Below are 24151 nucleotides of genomic sequence, written 5' to 3'. Positions count from 1 at the left end.
AAAGTGCAAAAAAGGAGAAAAAAGGAAATTTTTTATTTTTTTTCAAAAAAGTGGCTTCTATAATTTGATTGTGCTGTATTAAATTTAAAAAGCAATATCAAGCATATTTTATAAGAAAAAGATTTCTTAAATATGTGTTCAAATGATTTTTCTTACAGTATGGTTGAAAATGAGCTAATTTTTCACTTTTAGAAGACAAAAATAGTTCCTTACAATAAAAGCATTAAAAAACGATTAAATGATGCAATTAAAAAAAACAGCTTTAATGCTTATTCTATTTTTAAGCATTGGAATTCATGCTCAAACCACTTATAAAAGATGGCCTGACATTATTCGTAAGAGTGATGCCGCTTGGTTTACAACAGCAGATGCAAAAAGAATAGCCGAAAATGTACTGCTCTACCAAAGAGACATTGGAGGCTGGCCAAAAAATATTCAGATGCAAGATGAGTTGACTGAAAAGCAGAAAAAAGATTTAATTGCACTCAAAAAAACTGCCGTAGAAACGACAACAGACAACGGAGCAACGTGTCAGGAAATGCTGTTTATGTCTAGAATGTATGCGCAGGTAAAAGACGAGCGTTATCGAGAATCTTTCTTAAAAGGTTTAAATTATCTACTAGAAGCGCAATATGCAAATGGCGGTTGGCCGCAGTTTTATCCGTTAAAAAAAGGCTATTATACGCACATTACCTACAATGACGATTCGATGGTGAATATTATGAATGTCATAAAAGCCGTAGCAGACGAATCGGATTATTTTAGCATTAAAGCATCAAAAGAAACTGTAGAAAAATGCAAAAAGTCATTTGACAAAGGAATTGACTGCATCTTAAAAACACAATACAAACAAAATGGAGTTTTGACCGCATGGTGCGCACAGCATGATGAAGTTACGCTGGCTCCTGCAAATGCAAGAGCTTTTGAATTGGCTTCGCTAAGCGGTTACGAATCGGCAAAAATAGTATTGCTTTTAATGTCTATTGATAAGCCTTCAAGAGAAATTGTAACAGCTGTAAAAAGCGCTGTAACTTGGTTTGAAAAAACAAAAATCACCAATTTAGAAGAAAAAAGAGTTTTAAATGATGCTGGGAAAATTGTCGATAAAAAAATGATTCCAACAGCAAATGCTAAACCAATTTGGGCAAGATTTATGGATTTAGAAACCAATGAGCCTTTCTTTTGTGACCGTGATGGAATTAGAAAAAAATCATTAGACCAAATTGGATCAGAAAGAAGAAATGGCTATTCTTGGTATTCGGATGCACCACAAGAAGTTTTGAAAAAATTTCCAGACTGGGCGGTTAAAAATGGAACGAAAGTAGGTGCCGCCGAAAAGAAAAATGTCAATTATATTACCGTAGCACAAGATGGTTCGGGAGATTATACCAAAATTCAAGATGCCGTATATGCAACTCCAGCCTTTCCGTACGAGAAAGTAATCATATTTGTTAAGAACGGAATTTATAACGAAAAAGTTAGAATTCCCGAATGGAACACTCATGTAGTTTTACAGGGAGAAAGCAAGGAAAACACCATCATTACCTTTGATGATAGTTTTTCGAAAATTGCTCTGGGAAGAAACAGCACCTTTTATACCTATACGCTTTTGGTTGAAGGAGATGATTTTTCGGCATCCAATTTAACCATTAAAAATACTTCTGGAGAACGCGGACAGGCTATTGCATTGTCAGTTACAGCAAATCGAGCCAAAATAACAAACTGTAATCTTTTAGGAAATCAGGATACATTATATTTATCTGGAAAAGAAGCCAAACAATATTTTAAAGATTGTTACATAGAAGGAACAACCGATTTTATATTTGGTGGTGCAACAGCTTTATTTGAGAACTGCACTATTCACAGCATCAAAAGTTCCTATATCACAGCAGCTTCCACTTCAGAAGGAACCCAGTTTGGATTCGTTTTTAAAAACTGTAAACTCACAGCAAATCCAGAAGCAAAAGAAGTATATTTAGGAAGACCGTGGCGTATTTATGCCAAAACCGTTTTTATTAACTGCGAAATGGGAGCACAGATTAAACCAGAAGGTTGGGAAAACTGGTCAAAACCCGAAGCAGAAAAAAATGCCCTTTATGCCGAATACAATTGCACAGGCGAAGGATTTCAGCCAGCAAAAAGAGTAAAATGGTCGTATCAGCTTTCAAAGAAAGAAGCAGCACAATATTCGATAGAAAATATTCTTAAAGATAAAATCGCAAATTGGTACTTGAAGTAAGTCGCGGTATTCAGTCACTGTCACAGTTTGTACTGAATACTGCGACTACGACTAAAAGCTAAAAATGACGGCATACAAAAACAAATGAAAAAAAAAATCTGCATAATCTGTTAAATCTGCGAGAGTAAAATTTTCAGGCTCCCGATGGCTATCGGGATAAAAAGATCAAAGCAGATTAAAAAGATTTTTTTAGAATTAAATCTGCGCAAATCAACTAAAATCAGCATAATCTGCGTGAAATCAAAAAAAACTCAATATTTAAAAAAATGAATCTAAAGTATTTGTACTTAATACTCCTGTCTAGTATGTGTTTTGCACAAAGCGGAGATTTTCCTTCAGCAAAAGTCGATTCTATTGTAAAGAACATAAAACTTCCTGAAATTCCTTCTTTTCAAATCAATGTGATGAAACTAGGAGCAAAGGGAGATTCTGTTTCAGACAATAAAAAAGCTTTTGATAAAGCAATGGCATTGTGCAAGAAGAACAACGGCGGAACTATAATTGTGCCCAAAGGGATTTATAAAATAAACGGTCCAATTCACTTTGTAAGCAATGTCAATTTGAAGATAGAAAAAGGTGCCAAAATAAAATTCAGCGATAATCCAAAAGATTATCTTCCAATGGTTTTAACAAGTTGGGAAGGCACAATGCTGTACAATTACAGTCCGCTTATTTATGCCAATAACTGTACTAATATTGCAATTTCAGACGAAGGAACAATAGACGGAGAAGGGGGAAAAACTTGGAAAACTTTTAAAGCAAAAGAAAACGAAGGCAAGAATAGAAGCCGTGACATGAATCATAATAATAGTCCAATTGAAGAAAGAAAATTTGGAGAAGGTTATTTTTTAAGACCACAGATGATTCAGTTTTTGAATTGCAAGAACATTTTGGTTGAGAATATCCGAATCGAAAATTCGCCATTCTGGTGTCTTCATTTATTAAAATCGCAAAGCATAACCATTCGCGGAATAAGCTATAAATCGCTAAATCACAACAATGACGGAATCGATCCAGAATATGCAAAAGATGTTTTGATTGAAAATGTGACTTTTAATAACGGAGATGATAATGTCGCGATAAAAGCGGGAAGAGACCATGAAGGAAGAGCCAATACAGCAACGCCAAGTGAAAACATCGTAATACGAAACTGCAATTTTAAAGGACTTCACGGCGTAGTAATCGGTAGTGAAATGTCGGCCGGAGTTCAAAATGTTTTTGTAGAAAACTGTAAAACAGCAGGATATTTAAAGAGAGGCATTTATTTAAAAACCAATGCCGATCGTGGAGGCTATATTAAAAATATATTTGTTAACAACATTCAATTGGATCAAGTAGAAGATTGTTTGTATATAACAGCAAATTATCACGGAGAAGGCAAAGGATATCAATCGGATATATCAAATATATATTTCTCGAATATTACCTGTAACAAAGCATCAGAATCAGGAATTGTAATACAAGGATTCGCAGACAAAAAAATTAAAAACATATCATTAAAAAATATAGAAATCAAAGAAGCGAAAAACGCGCTCTCAAACGAAAATGCTGAAAATGTCCTGATGACAGATGTGTTTATAGGACAACGATCGACAGTGCCTACAGCAGTTTCTAAACATTAATTTTTTACCGCAAAGTGATAAAGGTTTTCTGTAGAGACGCACTTCAGTGCGTCTACTTTGCGGTTAATTTTTTAACGCAAAGCACACAAAGAATGCGCAAAGTGCACAAAGTTTTTGTATAGGAGGCAAAGTTCGCAAAGTTTTTCCGTAGAGACGCACTGCAGTGCGTCTACACAAAGAGAATCGACAAAGCTTTGTGTTCTCTTTGACAAAAAATATAAAAATAAACTTAGCGAACTTTGCGTAAACCTTAGCGTGCTTTGCGGTAAAAAAAATAAACAACAAAAGAAAATGAAAAAATACATCATCCTAACACTACTAATCACATCGGCTTGTTTTGCACAAAAAACATCCCTATACTGTATAGGCGACTCTACAATGGCAAATAAAAAAGATCCCGACAAAAATCCAGAACATGGCTGGGCGCAGGTATTGCAACCATTTTTCAACGAAAACATAACAGTCATCAACAAAGCTGTCAACGGACGAAGTACTAGAAGCTTTATCAACGAAAAACGATGGGATTCTATTTACAGCAAACTTAAAAAAGGAGATTACGTCTTTATAGAATTCGGACATAATGACCAGAAAATAGAAGACTCAACACGTTATACAAATCCGCATACAGCTTACAGATACAATCTTATTCGGTTTGTAAAAGAAAGTAGAGAAAAAGGCGCTATTCCAATACTGCTAACCTCTATTTCAAGACGCAACTTTAACGAAAAAGGCGTTTTGGTACCAACGCACGGCGATTATCCTCTAGAAACTCGATTGGTGGCACAAGAATACAATGTGCCATTTATAGATTTAGAATATTATACCGAGTTATTGGAGCAATCTTACGGACCAGAAAAATCAAAACAACTTCATCTTCATTTTAAAGCAGGAGAGAATGGCTTTTACGATAAAGATAAAGCTGATGATACGCACCTTTCATTATTAGGAGCCAATAAAATTGCTGAAATTGTAATTAACCAAATTAAGCTTTCAAAAGATGTTTCTTTAAAGAATCTTAAAAACGGAATTAAGTAAAATGTTTTAAAAGTGAACAGCGAGAATTATTTCACTTTTTGCTCTTGCGTATAATTATTTTCAACATTCAGAAGCAGTTCCTATAGTTTTAGTGGGTATGTTTCTATGTGCTAAAATCTCAAGCAGCACGATTTAAATTTTAACCACAACCAGTGGAGTTCATCCATCTTTTAAAAACAAATGAAATCTTCTGCTAGGCAATATTTATATCTAGGAAGAAAATCTCATTTGATTGCGCATCCATTTGATTTTCTGATAATGCTGTACTTCGTATATATATAAGTTTAGAGTAGTTTGCTTTTCCTTCAAGGTTTTATTTTCATCCCTAGAGAATATCAATTTAAGCTGTTCGGCGTAAAAAAATGCTATTCCTTATATAAGCTATCAACTATTAATTAGTTTTTTTTTATGATACTAGATCTAGTGATTAATAGATTCATTCATTAATGGTATGTTTATTTATTCATTCATAATAGTTTCTGGTTAATTTCCTGATTAGATTATAATTTGAATTCAACTTTTAATTATTAGGAGTACTGATAAAATAATAGGTGTTTTTAAACACAATTTAAAATCGAAAATTTGAATTTAAGCGATATTGAAGAAAAGAAGCATTTTATAATCTATCATTCGTATATCAAAATAATAGTTAAATGGAGTTTGTCTTAAAATGTAATTTTAAAAACTTTTAGTGATAGCGTGAATGTTTTGTTTGTAAGATATTTGCACATGTAGAATAATAATCTGGTTGTGAAATTCTCAGATTTCTTTTTACTTTTTTATAAGCCTTAATAAAAGGAGAGAACTTTAGCTTCTCTCCTTTTTTTATGTTCAAGAAGTAAAATTGCTATTGTAAAATGTAATGTATAGATTAACTATTCTTCTACAGAAGAATCAACTAAAAAACTATTTTTTTGTATTCCAAGTATATCTGTATGATATAAAAGAAAGATAATATGAGCACTTTTTTTTATGGGCTTCTAACAAGCAATTTTAGATAGAATTTATTTTTTTTATTTGGTAAAGTATTGTTTTTATGTTAGTTATGATTTTATTTTTTCATATATACCTTAATTTATAATTTTTAAAACTTCTACGGGTATTTTGAAATCTATTTTCGAAAGAACTTTGCATCATCAAATCTAGATGATTGAATTTTAAATACTTAATGAAATAATTAAAAAACAAAATAAATTAAGGTTATGAAAAATAGATTACTCCCTTTATTTGTTGTTTTAGCATCTTATTCAGCTTATTCACAAGTAGGTGTTGGTACGAAAACACCACATTCGTCTGCTCAATTGGATGTTAGTGCACAGAATAAAGGTGTTTTAATACCAAATGTTCCTTTAACAAGTCTGACAGATAATGTCACGATTAAGAATGCTAAAGAAAGTTTATTGGTATTTAATACTACAAATAATTCTTTGATAACACCAGGTTACTATTACTGGTATGATAACAGATGGAATAGAATCGCTGCAGCGGGGGATGGTACTACAGGAAAAGATGGAAAATCGGCGTATGAGGTTTGGACAGAAATTCCTGGTAATGAAGGAAAACCGGTTACTGATTTTATCAACAGCCTTAAAGGAGATAAAGGAGACAAGGGCGAGGTTGGAATTGCAGGCATGTCCGGCACATGATAGCAAAGGCGTTTTCTTAAAAATGTTTAAAAGAAGATTTAAAGAAGAATTCGATTTTTATGAAGATTCTTTTTTTGAGGAAACTGAAAAAAAATCTGATCGGATAGTGTATGTTATATACAATCACAGTGAACTGCTTAATTTTTTATCGCACGGCAAAAGGGGAGCAAATACTTTGGTCTGTTTATTTAATATCCAGTTTTATAGAAGCCTTTCATTTTTGGAAGTAACTAACAATTTAATTTTGTTTGATGAGTCAAAAACAAGGACTGAAATTCTAAAAGAGTTGAAACTTTTTTTTAGCGGTAAATCTGAATATAAGGAGGAGAAAAAATCTTTTAAACCTTCAAAAGATTTTCTGAAAAAGTTTCAGGAATATTACAGAGCGATGTACTTTTTGATGTAATTTATTTTATTTTTTTATATTTTTTTCGTGAGTACATTTTGGTTAAAAAATGATGCTTTTAAAGCAGGGTAAATGTTGTTCTTTATCCTGCTTTTTATTTTTGGCTCATTCATTAAACAAAGTTTTCTAATTTTAAGTGTTATTATAACAATTAAAACCGCTAAATTGTTCTGAAAAATAAAGAATAAGAAAGAATGAAAAAAAGAGTATTATTTTATCTTCCAACTGTTTTAGCTACAGTCTTATTGATAGGTTGTAAAGTTTCTAAAAATGTATCAGAAAGAACGATTATTTTAAAGAACGGCAGTTCTTTGGCACTTTCGCAAAAGGCAATTTCTATAAAAAGAGAGAATATAGGAGAAAATAACATAAAGGGAACTTTTCCGATATTGCTTTCTAAAACAGATACAATTCCTGCGCAAACAAATGATTTTACTGATGATGGAAAGTGGGATGAACTTTTTTTTACTGTGGATTTTCTTCCAAACGAAGAAAAAGATATTCAATTAAAATGGTCTGAAACAGATCCGAAGTTTCCAGTAAAAACAAGTGTTCGTTTTGGAAAAAGAGAAGGGAAGGATCTTCCAGTTCATCCTGATACGCAGGAAGTATTAATGGCAGATCAAGTTCATAGAAAATTGGGCTATCAAAAATACCAGACAGATGGTCCAACTTGGGAAAATGATAAAGTCGGTTTTAGACATTATTTGGACGGAAGAAATTCTAAAGATGTTTTCGGGAAAAAACTTCCAGGAATAACTCCCGAAAATGTGGGGATAAATAGCAAAGGTGCAGTTGAAGATAATTATCATGTAATGTACGATTGGGGAAGAGATATTTTTCCTGTTGGAAATTCTGTGGGCCTAGGAGGTTATGCATTGTTGATTGATAATAAAATAAATAGACTTGGAATTTTAGGCAATGACACTATCAATAATGTAGAAAAGACCACTTTTAAAATTGCTGCTGAAGGCCCTGTTAATTCTGTTTTAAGCTACCATTATCAAAATTGGAATGCTGGAGGAAATCTATATCAAGTGCAGGAAACCACTTCTATCTGGCCAGGCATGTATGGTTATAAAAACACTGTTTCTATAAATGGTATTAAAGGAAATGAAACTTTTCTGGCAGCAATTTCTAATTTAAACAATAAAAATCCACTTCAAGTTATAGAAGCTGGCGATTGGATTTGTTTAATTCAGCATGATTATCTGACTTATGAACGCCAATGGATTTTAGGAACAGCTATTTTAGTTCCTGCAAAAATCTACCAAGGTTATATAGAAGCTCCAAAAACGGGGCAGCTGACAGATTCGTATTTAGCAAAATTGAAAGTAGAGAATAATAAAGAAATAAGCTATTATGCCATTGCGGCCTGGGAACTGAGCGCAGATAAAGGCTTTAATGACCCAGTTTTCTTTACTAATTATGTGACCAATTTGGCCAAACAGCTTTCCATCAAGGTAAAAATGGAAATAAAATAAATTTGAAATGGCTAAACTATTATGCAAGTAAAATGGCTTAGATTGTTTGAATCTTATGGATAATTCTTTATTCTTTAAATGTAAAATAGCTTAAAAATGTTTGTCCCAATAAGACTTTCATAGCGTAAAATTTTCCTTTTTCGCGTAATTTCTCCGCTTAGAAGTTCGCTGTTTGAAGTATTTCTAGACTTAATTCTAGAAAAATTGGTTATTTTTTAAAATGCTTTATAAAAAGCTCTAAAAGTGGTTATAAAATCACATTCATGTATAAGTTACTGATTGTTAATGTATTGTATTTGCTGGGGTTTTTGAAAAATCAGAAGTCAATTTATTGTAAAGAAATTGAATGAAAAACTGCATTAAATTTAACAGCAAAATTGTTGTAACTATCACACAAACTTTTATTTTTGTGGCTTAATTTAACAATATATAAGCATGAAAGATTTATTAGTAAAAATCAACGCCGAAATTGAAACATTCAAAGCTGAAGCTGAATCTTTGACTGAAAAAGGAATTAAAGCTGCTGGACCAAGAGCACGTAAATCAACTTTAGAAATTGAAAAACTTTTAAAAGAGTTCAGAAAAGTTTCTATCGAAGAATCAAAAAAATAATACAACTAAGACCTCGTCCAAAAGACGAGGTTTTTTTATAGAATAAATTATCAGCAAAAAGACGTAGACTTTTAGACAAAGAGAAGAAACCTTTGTCCCTCAGAACCTCAGAACCTTTGCACCTACTAAATAGAATTTCTATCAATAAAATTAAAAGGAACTTTTACATGACCTTTTTCTTTGTTTAAAATCATTCTCGCAGCAGTTTCTCCCATTACATTAAAATCGGTCGACATTACAGTAATGCCAAGTAAGTCTTTTAAAGGAGTGTCGTTATAAGAGATAACACCAATATCTTTTCCTAAAACAAATTCTTCATCACGAATCTGTTTTACTAAATTTACCAAATCAGATTCTTCGATAGTGATAAATAGGTCTCCTTTTTTAAGAATCATATCATCATAAACCTCACTTAAGATCTCAAAATTGATTTCGTGTTCGACACAGAATTTTCTAAATCCGTGCAAAATTCGTCTAGGATAAGGATAAACTGCTTTGTCAGGATAAACCAGAATTAAACGTTTGTATTTTGATATTTTAGAAAGACCTTCTATTAGAGCATTATAAATATCATTTTCAAAATCTTGATAAATCTTAATTACGTCATCGCCTGTTCCTAATTTGATATTATCTAAAACCACTAGTTTTTCTTGCGGGATCTTTTTAATAGCACTGACGACTTCATCAGTAAAACTTAAATGCCTTAATTCGTCTGTTTTAAAGTGCGTTGTTATTACGTAATAATCATAAGCACCTTCAAACTTATCTAAAATATTCAAAAATAAAGTTTCGTCGCAGTGGTAAATTTGGAGGTCAACATGAGCATTAGCACCTAGTGTATCAATAAATGAACTATAGGTTTTCATTTTGTAGGAACTCAATTTATTGGTCAAAAATAAAATATTGACTTTAGATTCCAATTTTGTTCGGGTAATATAGTAGCCTTTTCCCCTAATTGAAGAAATGATTTTTCTTTCTTTTAAAATATTATACGCTTTCTCAACAGTATCACGAGACATATAAAATTCTTCGCTGAAACTATTTATAGAAGGAATTTTTTGATTGATTTTTAAATTTCCGTTAGCGATGTTCTGAAGAATAGAGTCTACAATCTGTTTGTATTTCGGAACTCGAGAATCTTCGTCTATTTTAATAAGTTTGATCATGTTCATTTTGAGGAAATCTGTCTTGTATTTCAACAAGACTCTTTTAATTCTAAATAATTTTAAAAAATCTCTTCTATAAAAAAGAATCTGTTAAGCAGAATCATTTTCATAACGAAAAAGAGAAATCGATAAGGCTTGTAATATTTTTTTTATGATTTCTGAATTTTAACCCAAATGAAGAATCAATAATTACGAAATCGATTGCTAAAATAGCCATTTTAAATTTATTTACCCAATAATTGCAAGCTGTTATTTCTAATAATCTTTAGTTTTAACAAAAAATATGAAATCCGTAAAGGATAGTACAGGACAGTTTTCTTTTTGACATTCTCTTATTTTACAAAACCAAATTACTAACAAACCTAACCTAAACCAAAAACAATAATATGGAATCATTATTAGGGATCATTTTTCACTCTATCGGAGGATTTTCTTCAGGGAGTTTTTATATGCCTTTCAAAAAAGTGAAAGACTGGGCTTGGGAGAGCTATTGGCTTGTGGGAGGATTTTTCTCTTGGCTGATTGTTCCGCCAATTGCAGCGTACTTAACGATTCCAAATTTTACAGAAATTATTGCATCAGCTTCTCCATCAATAAAAACTTTCACATTTACAATGGGGTTAATCTGGGGAATTGGCGGTTTAACTTATGGTTTAGGCGTTCGTTACCTAGGAATGTCTTTAGGAAATTCAATTACATTAGGATTCTGCTCTGCATTTGGAGCTTTAGTGCCTTCCATTTATTATGATATTGTTCCAACAGAAGGGAAAATTTCATTCTCTCACATGCTTACTAATACTGGCGGGCAGATCGTTTTATTGGGTGTGGTGGTCTATCTGATCGGAATTGCAATCTCAGGAAAAGCAGGAATGCTGAAAGAGAAAGATTTTGCAACTGGTCATGAAGATAAAGACAAAGACTTCAATCTCGTAAAAGGTTTGATTGTAGCGGTGATTTCAGGAATTTTAAGTTCATTCTTTAATTACGGAATTGAGGCTGGAAAATCTATGGCTGAGCAAGCTGTAGTAAATGGAGCTAATCCTTTGTTTCAAAACAATGTAACTTATGTTGTTTTACTTTGGGGAGGATTAACAACCAACTTTATCTGGTGTCTTTACTTGAATTTTAAAAATAAATCAATTAAAAATTATACTGATAAATCTACTCCAATAACCAAAAACGTTTTGTTTTCTGCTCTTGCAGGAACCATGTGGTTTTTACAGTTTTTCTTTTATGGAATGGGAGAAAGCAAATTAGGAAATGGTGCAAGTTCTTGGATTCTGCATATGGCAACCATCATTTTAACAGCTAACTTTTGGGGATTTTATTTGAAAGAATGGACAGGGGTTTCTAAAAAAACAATGAGAACTTTTTTCTGGGGAATTGGGCTTATCATGCTTGCAATTGTTTTGGTAGGAATTGGTAACTCATTATAAATACAAGAAATAATTTAAAATAGTATATGTCGAATACAAACACAATTAATAATATGAATTTTAAGCATGTAAGCTACCTTTGGGATGAAGCTAAGGCAGCAGCATTAGCAGGTGATGAAGTAGCGCTTTTTATTTATCGTTCTAACTTGTTAGGAGCTGATTTAAGATTGACCAACTACGGAGGTGGAAACACTTCTGTAAAAATTACAGACAAAGATCCTCTTACTGGAGAATCTTCTGAAGTAATGTGGATTAAAGGTTCTGGCGGTGATATTGGAACGTTGACAAAATCAGGTTGTGCAGCTTTGTATTTGGACAGACTTCGTAATCTTGAAAACGTTTACAGAGGAATTGAGTTTGAAGATGAAATGGTAGAATTGTTCAATCATTGTATTTTCGATTTAGCTTCAAAAGCGCCTTCTATCGATACACCTTTACATGGTTTTCTTCCATTCAAACATATCGATCACTTACATCCAGACGCGGCAATTGCAATCGCTGCTGCAAAAGATGGAAAGAAAATCACAGAAGAATTATTCAACGGAGAAATTGGCTGGGTAGGTTGGCAGCGTCCAGGATTTGATCTTGGTCTTCAGTTGAGAGCTTGTTTAGAAGAAGCAGAAAAAAATGGTAAAAAACTACGCGGAATCATGTTAGGTTCTCATGGTTTGTTTACTTGGGGAGACACTGCGTTTGATAGTTATATCAATACGCTGGAAGTAATCGAGAAATGTGCGACTTACTTAGAAGATAATTATGGAAAAACACGTCCAGTTTTTGGAGGAAAGAAAATTGACAGTCTTCCAGAAGCAGACCGTAAATTAAAAGCAGCAAAAGTAGCTCCGATTTTAAGAGGTTTCTGTTCATCAGAGCGTCAAATGATTGGTCATTATACAGACGATGCAAGAGTTTTGGAATTTATTAATTCTAATGATTTAGCAAAATTAGCTCCATTAGGAACATCTTGTCCAGATCACTTCTTGAGAACTAAAATCAGTCCATTGGTTTTAGAATTAGATCCAAACGAAGATTTATCTGATGTTGCTGCAGTAAAAGCAAAATTAGCTCCTGCATTTGAGGCTTACCGTGCTATGTACAAAGAGTATTATAATGCATGCAAAAAATCAAACTCGCCAGCAATGCGTGACCCAAACCCGGTTGTTATTTTATATCCAGGAGTTGGTATGTTCACTTTTGCTAAAGATAAAACAATGGCTCGCTTGGCATCTGAATATTATATCAATGCCGTAAACGTAATGAAAGGTGCTGAAGCAGTTTCAGAATATACTTCTTTACCACACCAAGAAGCTTTTGATATTGAATATTGGTTATTAGAAGAAGCAAAATTACAGCGTATGCCAAAACCAAAAGCATTGTCTGGAAGAGTAGCTTTAATCACTGGTTCTGCGGGCGGAATTGGTAAAGCTATAGCTAAAAAATTCGCTCAAGAAGGTGCTTGTGTGGTAATTAATGATATTAACGAAGAGCGTTTGCAAGGCGCATCTGATGAGTTTATTAAAGCTTTTGGTAAAGATGCCGTTTCTAGCACTTTATTGAATGTTACTGACGAAGTAAGCACAGAAAAAGCATTAGACGAAGCTTGTTTAGCTTTTGGAGGTGTAGATATTATTGTAAACAATGCTGGAATTAGTATTTCTAAATCTATTGCAGAACACACTTTAGAAGAGTGGGACAGATTATACGATATTTTGGTAAAAGGACAATTTATTGTTTCTAAAGCCGGAATCGAGGTAATGCGCAAACAAGGTTTTGGAGGTGATATTGTCAATATCGTTTCTAAAAATGCTGTTGTTGCTGGTCCAAATAACCCAGGTTATGGTTCGGCAAAAGCTGCTCAAGCGCACTTAACACGTTTAATGGCTGCAGAGCTTGGAGCAGATAAAATTCGTGTAAATACAGTAAATCCTGATGCTGTAATTTCAGACTCAAACATTTGGTCTGGAGGATGGGCAGAAGGTCGTGCAAAAGCATACGGAATCACAGTTGAAGAACTTCCGGCTTACTATGCAAAACGTACGTTATTAAATGAAATCATATTGCCAGATGATATTGCTAACGCTTGTTATGCTTTTGTTGGAGGTTTACTAGGTAAATCTACAGGAAACGCCTTAAACGTTGACGGTGGCGTAGGCATGGGCTTTTATAGATAAAGATTGTTTAGGTTTTTTATATAAGTTTGTTTAAGCAAAAGTGGTTTTTTGTGGTCTAGCGTTCGAATTCTTTCGAACGTTAGATTTTTTTAGCATATAACAATTCGCTTTAACAAAGAAAACTTAACAAAAAAGTGAAGTACAACCAGAGTTTAACTGATATTAAATTTTTAAGTTGAAAATTAGTAAACATATGAAAATTACAGAACGCAGATAAAACGGATTCGCTATCGCGAAGACGCTGAAAAAACGGATTTTTTTGTTTCACGCAGATTTAGACAGATTTAATAGATTAAATCTCAGGATAAAAAAATCTGCGTCAATCAGCGTTTTCGCGATAGCGAATCTGTGTCATCCGCGTCTAAAATCTAGGCATTGCGTGTTAAAAAAATATACTAAACGTATAAAATTTATATCTTGTAAAACTCTATTAAAATATCAATAACTATGTTAATCGGATCAAACCACATCGAATCTCATAACGAAGATTTATTAAAAAAACACCAAAATAAATTAGTTTTTACAGCATCAGAAATAAATGATACAGAAGCGATTATTCAAAAATTAATCGACTTTCAAATTGCAATTCCATCTTGGGCTTTAGGAACAGGGGGAACAAGATTTGGACGTTTTGCTGGAGGTGGAGAACCTCGTTCTTTAGAAGAAAAAATTGAAGATGTTGGATTGCTTCACAAATTAAACAATGCTTCGGGAGCTATTTCTCTTCACATTCCGTGGGATATCCCGACTGATTACAAAGCAATCAAAACACTTGCTAATCAGCATGGTTTGAAGTTTGATGCGATGAACTCAAATACATTTCAAGATCAGGCAAGTGCCGAACATACTTATAAATACGGTTCTTTACAAAACGTAAACAAAGCGGTTCGCAAACAGGCAATCGCTCACAACATAGAAGTTATTAAACACGGAATCGAATTAGGATCTGAGTCTTTAACAGTTTGGCTGGCAGACGGATCTAATTTCCCTGGGCAATTAAACTTTAGAAAAGCGTATCAAAATACATTAGAAAGTTTAGAGGAAATCTACGATGCATTACCGTCAAACTGGAAATTATTTTTAGAGTATAAATGTGCTGAGCCTAACTTTTATTCTACGACTGTAGCAGATTGGGGGCAGTCTTATTCGTATGTTAAAAAGTTAGGCGACAAAGCGCAGACTTTAGTCGATTTAGGCCACCACCTTCCAAATGCCAATATCGAGCAGATTGTTTCTTTATTATTGATGGAAAACAAACTAGGTGGATTCCACTTTAACGATTCAAAATACGGAGATGATGATTTAACGGCTGGAGCATTAAAACCATATCAATTATTCTTGATTTTTAATGAATTAGTGGAAGGAATGGATGCAAGAGGAATGAATCATGCCAAAGATTTAGGCTGGATGATTGATGCTTCTCATAACATCAAAGATCCATTAGAAGATTTATTGCAGTCTGTTGAAGCGATTATGATTGCTTATGCGCAAGCACTTTCTGTGGACAGAAAAGCATTAGAAAAAGCGCAAGAAGAAAATGACGTGGTAAAAGCACAAGAAATTCTTCAGAATGCATTCCGTACAGACGTTCGCGCATTAGTTGCAGAAGCTCGTCTTCGTTCTGGAGCGGCTTTAAACCCTGTAGCATTATATCGTTCGATTCAAGTAAGACAAAATCTTATCGAAGAAAGAGGTTTAAAAACAATGGCAACGGGATTATAATTATAAATTATTAATTGTTAATTATAAATTGACAATTGATAATTAACAATTTACAATTAAAAAAATGAATGTAGTTGCGATTTTTGATATTGGTAAAACAAACAAAAAGGTTTTTTTATTTAACGAAAATTATAAAATTGTCTGGGAGAAATCGGTTAATCTGGAGGAAACCACAGACGAAGATGGATTTCCGTGCGAAGATATCGAAGTACTTAAAAATTGGATTTTAGATCGATTATCTGAAATAAAAGAGCTTAAAGATTATGTTTTAAAAGCCATCAATTTTAGCACTTACGGCGCCAGTTTTGTTTATATAGACGAAAATGGAAAAGTTTTAACTCCTCTGTATAATTATTTAAAGGATTATCCAGAGGATTTAAAATCAGATTTCTACGAAAAATATAAAGGAGAAAAAAAGTTTGCTGTAAAAACAGCTTCTCCAGTTTTGGGCAGTTTAAATTCGGGAATGCAGATTTACCGTATAAAAGAACAGAAACCCGAAATATTTGAAAAAGTAAAATACTGTCTGCATTTGCCGCAGTTTTTAAGTTTTCTTTTAACGAATGAAGCATACGCTGATATTACAAGTATTGGCTGTCACACCAATTTGTGGAATTTCAAAAAAATGAAATACCATAAATGGTTGAAAGAAGAAGGTATTTCAGATAAAATACCGCCAATCCATTTTGGTAAAGATGTGATTATGACTCGTGATAATCTGGCAATTGGAGTTGGTTTACACGATAGTTCATCGGCAATTATTCCATATACAATCAATTTTACGGAACCTTTTGTATTATTGTCTACGGGAACTTGGAGTATTTCTTTAAATCCGTTCAACAACAAACAGCTGACTTTTGACGAATCGCAAAACGATTGTCTATGTTACATGCAGTACACAGAAAAGCCTGTAAAAGCGGCAAGATTGTTTGCAGGAAACGAACATGAAGTACAGACCAAACGTTTGGCACAGCATTTTAATGTTCCTGTTGATACGTACAAGGAAGTTTATTTTGATAAGAAAATCGTAGCCAATTTGCGAGCTCTCAATTTTCAAATCATTTATCCTAAAAAGTACAATTTTGATATTTTGAAAGAATGCCCATTTCAAGATAGAGATCTTTCGCATTATAAAGATTACGAAACAGCATATCATCAATTAATGCTGGATTTGGTAGAACAGCAGGTTTTTTCTACCAATTTGGTCATTCATAATAGTCCGGTAAAAAAGATTTTTGTGGATGGAGGTTTCAGTAAAAATTCAATTTATATGAATTTATTGGCAGAAGCTTTTCCAGACGTTGAAGTGTACGCCGCTTCGATGGCACAGGCAAGTGCTTTGGGTGCAGCGTTGGCAATTCATGATAATTGGAATCCGAAACCAATTCAGAACGATTTAATTGACTTGAAATTTTATAAACATTAGGTAAAAACGGTCTGTATGTTGTAAATTTGCTTAGAAACGTATTTTTTACATTTTTACTCTATACGCCAAATGAACAACACACTAAATACTACAACATGAAAATTGGACTTTTTATACCTTGTTATGTCGACCAATTTTATCCAAAAGTAGGAATTGCAACCTACGAATTACTACAAAAATTAGGTTGTGACGTCGAATTTCCGATGGGGCAAACCTGCTGTGGACAGCCAATGGCAAATAGCGGTTATGCGCATTTAACAAAAGGATGCGACGCCAATTTTATTGCCAATTTTTCTGGATTTGATTATATAGTTTGTCCTTCTGGAAGCTGTGTTTTGCATGTAAAAGAGCATTTGCATGACGAAAAACAAGAAGAGAAAGCGACAGCAATACGAAATATAGTTTACGAACTTACAGAATTTATTACAGACGTTTTAAAAATCGATCATATCGACGGAAGATTTCCATATAAAGTCGGAATGCACGTAAGCTGTCACGGTCAGCGTGGATTAAAGCTTTCGCAAATGTCTGAATTAAACGCACCATTTTTCTCTAAACCAGAACAATTATTACACGGTATTAAAGATCTTGATTTGGTTGCTTTAACCAGAAAAGACGAATGCTGTGGTTTTGGAGGTACATTTTGCGTGACCGAAGAAGCCGTTTCTGTAAAAATGGGACAAGATCGTATCAAAGATCACGAAAGTCATGATGTGGATTATATTACAGGTGGAGATATGTCTTGCTTAATGCATTTGGATGGAATTCTAAAAAGACAAAAAAGCAGAATTAAAACCATTCATATTGCCGAAATATTAAATTCACTCGAAAACTAAAAATATGAGTAGTTTTTTTAACCGCAAAGTTCGCAAAGAAAAAATACGCAAAGCACGCTAAGAGTAAAAAATCTCTTTGCGAACCTTGCGTAAAAACCTTGCGAACTTTGCGGTTAAATAAATCATTATAAACATTTCAAAATTGACTTTTAAATAATTAAAAATGTCATCAGAAAAAATAATACAGCACAGCGAAGCCGCAGCAAAGTTCAATAAAGACGTAGAGCGTGTCAATTGGCATGATGAAACACTTTGGTTTGTTCGCGCTAAAAGAGACAAATCAGCGCATCAAATAGCAGATTGGGAATTGCTTCGTGAAACTGCTTCTCAAATCAAATTTAATGTGCTTTCTAATATTCACGATTATTTAGTTGAATTTGAGGCTAATGCCCAACGAAACGGAATAACTGTGCATTGGGCTGCCGATGCCAAAGAGCACAACGAAATCGTGCATTCGATCATGGCTAAACATGATGTAAAGCAAATGGTGAAATCCAAATCGATGCTTACAGAAGAATGCCATTTAAATGATTATTTAGCCGAAAAAGGAATTGAAGTAATCGATTCTGATTTAGGAGAATATATCGTACAGCTTCGAAAAGAACCGCCAAGTCATATCGTGCTTCCGGCGATTCACTTAAAGAAAGAAGATGTAAGCGAAACTTTTCACGAACATTTAGGTACAGAAAAAGGAAATTTCAATCCGCAATATTTGACAGAATCTGCTCGCCATAGTTTGAGAAATACTTTTTTGACTAGAAAAGTGGCGCTTACAGGAGTCAATTTTGCTGTTGCAGAAACTGGAGAATTTGTGGTTTGTACCAATGAAGGAAACGCTGATATGGGTGCGCATTTAGCAGACGTTCATATTGCCTGTATGGGATTCGAGAAACTGATTCCGAAAAGAGAACATTTAGGGGTTTTCTTGAGATTATTGGCAAGAAGTGCAACTGGTCAGCCTATTACTACTTTTTCAAGTCATTTCAAGAAACCAAGAGACGGAAAAGAAATGCATATCGTAATTGTAGACAATGGTAGAAGTACACAATTAGGAAGAGAAGATTTTAGAAATTCGTTAAAATGTATTCGTTGCGGTGCTTGTATGAACACTTGCCCAGTTTATAGACGAAGTGGCGGCCATAGTTATCATAATGCGGTTGCAGGACCAATTGGTTCTATTTTGGCGCCAAACTTAGATATGAGCAAAAATGCCGATCTACCTTTTGCCAGTACGCTTTGTGGCTCTTGTACCAATGTTTGTCCAGTAAAAATCGATATTCATGATCAATTATACAAATGGCGTCAGGTTTTGGTAAAAGAAGGACATACGCCAAAAGCTAAAACTATTGCAATGAAAACGATGGCTACCGTTTTAGCCAATCCGACAGTTTTTAATATTGCTGGAAAATCAGGACGATTTGTAATGAAGAACATTCCAGGAATGGTCAATAATAAGATGAATAAATGGTACGATCAGCGCGAAATGCCAGATGTTCCAGAAGAATCTTTTAGAGAATGGTACAAGAAAAATTCGCGAGAATCTAAAGAAAAAGGAAATGAGTAGTAAAGGCGAAATTTTAAAAAGAATAAAAGCAAATCAACCAGAATTGGTTTCAGAACTGCCAGATTTAAATCTTTTAGGTTCTGAACAATTTGATGTATTAGAAACCTATAAAACAGTTTTAAAAGGAATTGGGGGAGATCCTGTTGAAGTTGCAGATTATAACGAAATCATCAATTACATCAAATCCAATTATAATTTGGAGAAACGATTAATTACAACACTTCCAGAACTTTCAGAAATTGCTTCTTTAGATTGGAAAACAGTAGATCCGCATTCGCTTCAAGATGTTGAATTGACAGTTGTAAAAGCACATTTCGGCGTGGCAGAAAACAGCGGACTTTGGGTAACCGATGAGATTTTAGGACAGCGTGTTGCGCCTTTCATAGCACAATATTTAGCGATTATAGTTCATAAAAAAGATCTTGTGCCAACCATGCAGCAGGCTTATCGAAGAATTGGAAATATGGAATACGGTTTTGGAACTTTTATAGCTGGACCTTCAAAAACAGCAGATATTGAACAATCTTTAGTTCTTGGTGCGCATGGGGCTAGAGGGTTGATTGTGTTTTTATTGGACTAAGAAAACAAATAAAAAATATAAAATAATGAATGCAGAAAGGGTAACTTTTCTGCATTTTTTATTTTCATTTATAAGTGATTGATCATATAAGAAAATAAAAAAATCAGTATAGTACGTTTTTTTTATTATTTTTAAAGTGTATAACTTACACTTAATCACACTTGCAATGAAAATCAAAAACTTATGTACAATGGCGATGGGAATACTTTTTCTGTCTACAGTATCAAATGCTCAAACCAAAGCATTTCAGAAAGAAGAATTCAAACAATGGGCCCAAACACCTCCAATGGGTTGGAATAGTTGGGATTGTTACGGACCAACAGTTGAAGAACACGAAGTAAAAGCCAACGCCGATTATATGGCAAAAGAACTGAAGAAATTTGGCTGGGAGTATATCGTAGTCGATATTCGCTGGTTTGTAGAAAACGATAAAGCAGGAGGTTATAACCAGACCGATCCGCGTTATGTAATCGATCAATACGGAAGATATCTGCCCGCAGTTAATCGATTTCCTTCAGCAAAAGACGGTCAAGGTTTTAAACCTTTAGCAGATTATATTCATAAAAAAGGATTAAAGTTCGGAATCCATATCATGCGCGGCATTCCTAAAAAAGCAGTTGAAGATAAACTGCCCATAAAAGGAGCAAACGGAATTACAGCAGATCAGGTTTATACCACTGCTTTGCAATGCGAATGGCTGAGAGACAACTATACCGTTGTGGCCAACAAACCCGGAGCGCAGGAATATTATGATTCTATTTTCGAATTATATGCGCAATGGGGAGTAGATTTTATTAAAATTGATGATTTGTCAAGACCGTATCATGAAAGCGAAATCAACTTAATTAGAAATGCGATTGACAAATGCGGACGAAAAATTGTATTAAGCACTTCGCCGGGAGAAACGCCAATTTCAGATGCCGCTCACGTAAGCACTCATGCCAATATGTGGCGTATGGTTGATGATGTTTGGGATACATGGCCACATATTACGCATTTAATGGATGTAGCACAAAAATGGTATCCATATATCGCGCCAGGAACTTGGCCAGATTGCGATATGATTCCGTTAGGACGCATTTCGGTAAGAGGAGAAAGGGGCGAAGATAGAATCACGCGTTTAATCAAAGACGAACAATATACTTTGATTACATTTTTTAATATCTTCAAATCGCCATTGTTTTTTGGAGGCGATTTGCCTAGTAATGATGTTTTTACTTTATCATTACTAACGAATAAAGAGGTCCTAAAAATGCATAACGAAAGCAACAATGTAAAGCAGCTTTTTCAGAAGGAAGGAAAAATTGCCGTTACATCAAAGAATATAAAAGACGGCAGTGTTTATTTAGCTTTATTCAATATTTCGGATAATGTTTCGCAAAAAGTTTCTGTAAATCTTTCTGATGTAGGAATTTCTGGCACAGCCCAAGTTTTGAATATGTGGACAAACGAAAAATCAAAAGTAACTTCAAAAGAATTAACAGTCAATTTAAAACCGCATAGTTCCGTTTTATATCAATTAAAAACTATGAAATAAATCAACACCAAGCAGATGTTCTAATTGATAAAGGAATATCATTTAATAAAAAAGCTGTTTCTAAATAAATAGAAACAGCTTTTTTTATAATGTATAGATTGTGATTATGCTGTCTGATCGTCAATTGTTGCATCTGGAGCATTTTTCTTTACAGATTCAATTCCGTTTTCTCTAGCAGCTACGCTTTCGTACATTTCGCTAGAGCCAATAATCTGACCATTTCCTGCTTTTAGATTGAAATATGGTTTTCCGTTACTAGATTCTTTTCTGTCATAGCGATTATCATCTTCCGCATTTGTCTTTACAGATTCGATACCATTATTGCAGGCCGCTTTTGTAGTATAGCCTTCACTCATTAGAATGGTCTGACCATTACCAGCTTTTAAATTGAATTGGAACTCTCCGTTGGCTCTAGTAGTGATTACAAATTTTCCCATGTAGTTTACTTTTAAAGTTAGGTATATAAATATTGCTATTGATAAAAATACAAAAGTTCAGCATAATAATTGGTTTTGTAAGAAAAAAAAATCTAAAAAGATGTTTTTTAGCAAATTGACTTTTAATTGGCTTTGTGCATTTTTAAATATAAGATTTTAAAGATTGCTATGGTATACCTTACTAATGCTCTATTTACTTGAGCTATTCTGTTCATGTATGTAAAACAAAAATTAATTGTTGCTTGATTAGGGTTAGAAGAGTCTTTTTTAGCAGATTTTTTTTGTTTTCCCCAATTGAATTCTAAAATCATTTTTCTTATCACAGAAAAAAATGTCTTAATCTATAAGTTTAAAAACTTTTAGAGGCAGGTCAAACATCTTGTTATCAGCGACCTTTATCAGTCAAAGTTTTCTTTTGATTTTAAAATAATTCTATAGCAGTTTGTTTGCAGAGTAAGTTTCTCTCTTTTTTTGTAACAGGTTGATATTGAGTTTTTTTTAGATGTTTTTTTAATAACCTAATTTAATGTTTTAATGATTATGAAGAATAAATTACTTCCTTTACTTTTTGTCCTAGGTTGTTATTCTGCTTACTCACAAGTAGGAATAGGAAAAAAAGAGGTGACGCCTTCTGCACAATTAGAAGTTTTTGCTACAGACAAAGGTATGTTGATTCCGAGAGTTGCGTTAACAGGTTTAACAGATGCAACCACAATTAAAAGTGGAAACATCAACAGTTTGTTAGTTTTTAATACAGCGACTGTGCTCGATGTTAAACCTGGTTACTACTATTGGTATGAGGACAAGTGGAATAGAATTGTAATTTCGGGAGAAGTTCCGGATGGTACAGGAAATGTTACTTTTAATCCAACTACTAATCAGTTTACTTATATTGATATTGCAGGAAATACGCAGGTTATTGATATAGAATCAATTATAAAAGCTAACGAGGTCGTAACGACTTTAGTAAAAGATACAGCCAATAACGGCAAGTATGTTTATACGAGTGAAGATGCAACGGTCACAACTATTGATGTGGTAGGAGATGTTATTACTAATGCTTCTTCAATTTTCAATAATCCGGCTGTAACGACTATCATCCAACAGATTTCAGAGTTGGCAGAAGGCAATGTAACGTATAACTCAACAACAAATGAGTTTAGTTACGTTGACGCAACAGGAACGACTAAGGTGATCAATATTAATGATATTGTTAAGCTAAATGAAACCATTACCACGCTTACCAATAATGGAGCGGGATCATACACGTATAAAAACGAAGAAGGAGCTTCTAGCGATATTAATGTGGTTCAGGATGTTATTGACAATTCATCTACAATTTTCAGTAACACTGAGGTTAAAAAAGATATTACGACTTTAGTTGAAAGCCAACAGACAGTAACGACTTTAGTAAAAGATACAGCCAATAACGGCAAGTATGTTTACACAAGTGAAGATGCAACTGAAACGACTATTGATGTGGTAGGAGATGTTATCACTAATGCTTCTTCAATTTTCAATAATCCGGCTGTAACGACTATCATCCAGCAGATTTCAGAGTTGGCAGAAGGCAATGTGACGTACAACTCAACAACAAATGAATTCAGTTACGTTGACGCTACGGGAACCACTAAGGTTATCAATATTAATGATATTGTTAAGCTAAACGAAACTGTTACTACGCTTACCAATAATGGAGCGGGATCATACACGTATAAAAACGAGGAAGGGGCTTCTAGCGATATTAATGTAGTTCAGGACGTTATCGATAATTCATCTACAATTTTTGCTAACACCGATGTTGTAAACGAAATCACAAAGCTTGTTGAAAGCAAAGAAACTGTCACAACTTTAGTAAAAGATGCCGCTAACGATGGCAAGTATGTTTACACAAGTGAAGATGCAACTGTAACAACTATCGATGTGGTAGGAGATGTTATCAATAACGCTTCTTCAATTTTCAATAATCCGGCTGTAACGACTATCATCCAACAGATTTCAGAGTTGGCAGAAGGCAATGTGACGTATAACTCAACAACAAATGAGTTTAGTTACGTTGATGCTACGGGAACCACTAAGGTTATCAATATTAATGATATTGTTAAGCTAAACGAAACTATTACTACGCTTACCAATAATGGAGCGGGATCATACACGTATAAAAACGAAGAAGGAACTTCTAGTGATATAAATGTAGTTCAGGACGTTATCGATAATTCATCTACAATTTTT

18 protein-coding genes are annotated in these 24151 nt (G+C 33.7%); 16 read left to right on the top strand and 2 right to left on the bottom strand.

Annotation, left to right across the window (positions count from 1 at the left end; translation table 11 throughout):
* Positions 1–238: 238 nt before the first annotated feature.
* The 7 genes from pelA to DM397_RS08380 all read left to right on the top strand — a co-directional run bounded on the left by pelA (position 239) and on the right by DM397_RS08380 (position 9044).
* Entirely contained in the window at positions 239–2239 is a 2001-nt protein-coding gene (gene pelA, locus DM397_RS08410; protein WP_111377112.1) for a pectate lyase, read from the top strand.
* A gap of 266 nt (positions 2240–2505) precedes the next feature.
* Positions 2506–3861 (top strand): glycoside hydrolase family 28 protein, encoded by a 1356-nt coding sequence (locus DM397_RS08405; protein ID WP_111377111.1) that lies wholly within the window; start codon positions 2506–2508, stop codon positions 3859–3861.
* A 291-nt stretch (positions 3862–4152) separates the two neighbouring features.
* On the top strand, positions 4153–4896 hold the full coding sequence (locus tag DM397_RS08400) for a rhamnogalacturonan acetylesterase (RefSeq protein WP_111377110.1): 744 nt from the start codon (positions 4153–4155) through the stop codon (positions 4894–4896).
* A 1202-nt stretch (positions 4897–6098) separates the two neighbouring features.
* Positions 6099–6542 (top strand): hypothetical protein, encoded by a 444-nt coding sequence (locus DM397_RS08395; protein WP_111377109.1) that lies wholly within the window; start codon positions 6099–6101, stop codon positions 6540–6542.
* A 22-nt stretch (positions 6543–6564) separates the two neighbouring features.
* Positions 6565–6948 (top strand): hypothetical protein, encoded by a 384-nt coding sequence (locus DM397_RS08390; RefSeq protein ID WP_111377108.1) that lies wholly within the window; start codon positions 6565–6567, stop codon positions 6946–6948.
* 194 nt (positions 6949–7142) lie between these two features.
* The gene (locus DM397_RS08385) at positions 7143–8432 is read left to right on the top strand and encodes a DUF4861 family protein (protein WP_111377107.1); all 1290 of its coding nucleotides are present in this window, start codon (positions 7143–7145) and stop codon (positions 8430–8432) included.
* Between the two features lie 435 nt (positions 8433–8867).
* Complete coding sequence (locus DM397_RS08380; protein ID WP_008467640.1) at positions 8868–9044, top strand: histone H1; 177 nt, start codon at positions 8868–8870, stop codon at positions 9042–9044.
* A 125-nt stretch (positions 9045–9169) separates the two neighbouring features.
* Here the strand turns inward: DM397_RS08380 and DM397_RS08375 are convergent, their stop codons facing one another.
* Complete coding sequence (locus DM397_RS08375) at positions 9170–10210, bottom strand: GntR family transcriptional regulator (protein WP_111377239.1); 1041 nt, start codon at positions 10208–10210, stop codon at positions 9170–9172.
* Positions 10211–10596: 386 nt separating this feature from the next.
* On the opposite strand from DM397_RS08375, the gene rhaT reads away from it, so the two are divergent.
* The 8 genes from rhaT (at position 10597) to DM397_RS08335 (ending at position 21482) form a co-directional block, all read left to right on the top strand.
* Positions 10597–11646 carry an L-rhamnose/proton symporter RhaT gene (rhaT, locus tag DM397_RS08370; RefSeq protein ID WP_111377106.1) on the top strand — a complete coding sequence of 350 codons (1050 nt, stop codon included), beginning with the start codon at positions 10597–10599 and terminating at the stop codon, positions 11644–11646.
* 26 nt (positions 11647–11672) lie between these two features.
* Complete coding sequence (locus DM397_RS08365; RefSeq protein ID WP_111377105.1) at positions 11673–13817, top strand: bifunctional aldolase/short-chain dehydrogenase; 2145 nt, start codon at positions 11673–11675, stop codon at positions 13815–13817.
* A 447-nt stretch (positions 13818–14264) separates the two neighbouring features.
* A complete protein-coding gene (locus tag DM397_RS08360) occupies positions 14265–15539 on the top strand; it encodes a TIM barrel protein (protein WP_111377104.1) in 1275 nt (424 codons plus the stop codon).
* A 64-nt stretch (positions 15540–15603) separates the two neighbouring features.
* Positions 15604–16965: an FGGY-family carbohydrate kinase gene (locus tag DM397_RS08355; RefSeq protein ID WP_111377103.1), complete on the top strand. Its 1362-nt coding sequence runs from the start codon at positions 15604–15606 to the stop codon at positions 16963–16965.
* A 95-nt stretch (positions 16966–17060) separates the two neighbouring features.
* Positions 17061–17801, top strand: a complete 741-nt coding sequence (locus tag DM397_RS08350) for a (Fe-S)-binding protein (RefSeq protein WP_111377102.1) — start codon at positions 17061–17063, stop codon at positions 17799–17801.
* Between the two features lie 163 nt (positions 17802–17964).
* Positions 17965–19365, top strand: coding sequence for a lactate utilization protein B (locus DM397_RS08345; RefSeq protein WP_111377101.1), 1401 nt, complete (start codon positions 17965–17967; stop codon positions 19363–19365).
* Entirely contained in the window at positions 19358–19945 is a 588-nt protein-coding gene (locus DM397_RS08340; RefSeq protein ID WP_111377100.1) for a LutC/YkgG family protein, read from the top strand. Before DM397_RS08345 ends, DM397_RS08340 begins: the two co-directional genes overlap by 8 nt.
* Before the next feature lie 166 nt (positions 19946–20111).
* On the top strand, positions 20112–21482 hold the full coding sequence (locus tag DM397_RS08335; protein WP_111377099.1) for a glycoside hydrolase family 27 protein: 1371 nt from the start codon (positions 20112–20114) through the stop codon (positions 21480–21482).
* Between the two features lie 104 nt (positions 21483–21586).
* On the opposite strand, the gene DM397_RS08330 is transcribed toward DM397_RS08335, so the two are convergent.
* Positions 21587–21919 carry a YegP family protein gene (locus tag DM397_RS08330; RefSeq protein ID WP_111377098.1) on the bottom strand — a complete coding sequence of 111 codons (333 nt, stop codon included), beginning with the start codon at positions 21917–21919 and terminating at the stop codon, positions 21587–21589.
* A 540-nt stretch (positions 21920–22459) separates the two neighbouring features.
* Here DM397_RS08330 and DM397_RS08320 point away from each other — a divergent pair.
* Positions 22460–24151, top strand: a 1692-nt coding sequence (locus DM397_RS08320) for a hypothetical protein (RefSeq protein WP_162615475.1), incomplete at its 3' end; no start/stop codon positions are given.

Origin of the sequence: Flavobacterium nitrogenifigens, assembly GCF_003254565.1 — a bacterium.
In the GTDB taxonomy this organism is placed as follows: domain Bacteria; phylum Bacteroidota; class Bacteroidia; order Flavobacteriales; family Flavobacteriaceae; genus Flavobacterium; species Flavobacterium nitrogenifigens.
This window is presented reverse-complemented; position numbering and strand designations above follow the sequence as displayed.

Excerpts from the sequence above, each read along its gene's own strand:
- pelA (WP_111377112.1), top strand. The coding sequence starts at position 239 with ATGATGCAATTAAAAAAAACAGCTTTAATGCTTATTCTATTTTTAAGC.
- DM397_RS08405 (WP_111377111.1), top strand. The coding sequence starts at position 2,506 with ATGAATCTAAAGTATTTGTACTTAATACTCCTGTCTAGTATGTGTTTT.
- DM397_RS08400 (WP_111377110.1), top strand. The coding sequence starts at position 4,153 with ATGAAAAAATACATCATCCTAACACTACTAATCACATCGGCTTGTTTT.
- DM397_RS08395 (WP_111377109.1), top strand. The coding sequence starts at position 6,099 with ATGAAAAATAGATTACTCCCTTTATTTGTTGTTTTAGCATCTTATTCA.
- DM397_RS08390 (WP_111377108.1), top strand. The coding sequence starts at position 6,565 with ATGTTTAAAAGAAGATTTAAAGAAGAATTCGATTTTTATGAAGATTCT.
- DM397_RS08385 (WP_111377107.1), top strand. The coding sequence starts at position 7,143 with ATGAAAAAAAGAGTATTATTTTATCTTCCAACTGTTTTAGCTACAGTC.
- DM397_RS08380 (WP_008467640.1), top strand. The coding sequence starts at position 8,868 with ATGAAAGATTTATTAGTAAAAATCAACGCCGAAATTGAAACATTCAAA.
- DM397_RS08375 (WP_111377239.1), bottom strand. The coding sequence starts at position 10,210 with ATGATCAAACTTATTAAAATAGACGAAGATTCTCGAGTTCCGAAATAC.
- rhaT (WP_111377106.1), top strand. The coding sequence starts at position 10,597 with ATGGAATCATTATTAGGGATCATTTTTCACTCTATCGGAGGATTTTCT.
- DM397_RS08365 (WP_111377105.1), top strand. The coding sequence starts at position 11,673 with ATGTCGAATACAAACACAATTAATAATATGAATTTTAAGCATGTAAGC.
- DM397_RS08360 (WP_111377104.1), top strand. The coding sequence starts at position 14,265 with ATGTTAATCGGATCAAACCACATCGAATCTCATAACGAAGATTTATTA.
- DM397_RS08355 (WP_111377103.1), top strand. The coding sequence starts at position 15,604 with ATGAATGTAGTTGCGATTTTTGATATTGGTAAAACAAACAAAAAGGTT.
- DM397_RS08350 (WP_111377102.1), top strand. The coding sequence starts at position 17,061 with ATGAAAATTGGACTTTTTATACCTTGTTATGTCGACCAATTTTATCCA.
- DM397_RS08345 (WP_111377101.1), top strand. The coding sequence starts at position 17,965 with ATGTCATCAGAAAAAATAATACAGCACAGCGAAGCCGCAGCAAAGTTC.
- DM397_RS08340 (WP_111377100.1), top strand. The coding sequence starts at position 19,358 with ATGAGTAGTAAAGGCGAAATTTTAAAAAGAATAAAAGCAAATCAACCA.
- DM397_RS08335 (WP_111377099.1), top strand. The coding sequence starts at position 20,112 with ATGAAAATCAAAAACTTATGTACAATGGCGATGGGAATACTTTTTCTG.
- DM397_RS08330 (WP_111377098.1), bottom strand. The coding sequence starts at position 21,919 with ATGGGAAAATTTGTAATCACTACTAGAGCCAACGGAGAGTTCCAATTC.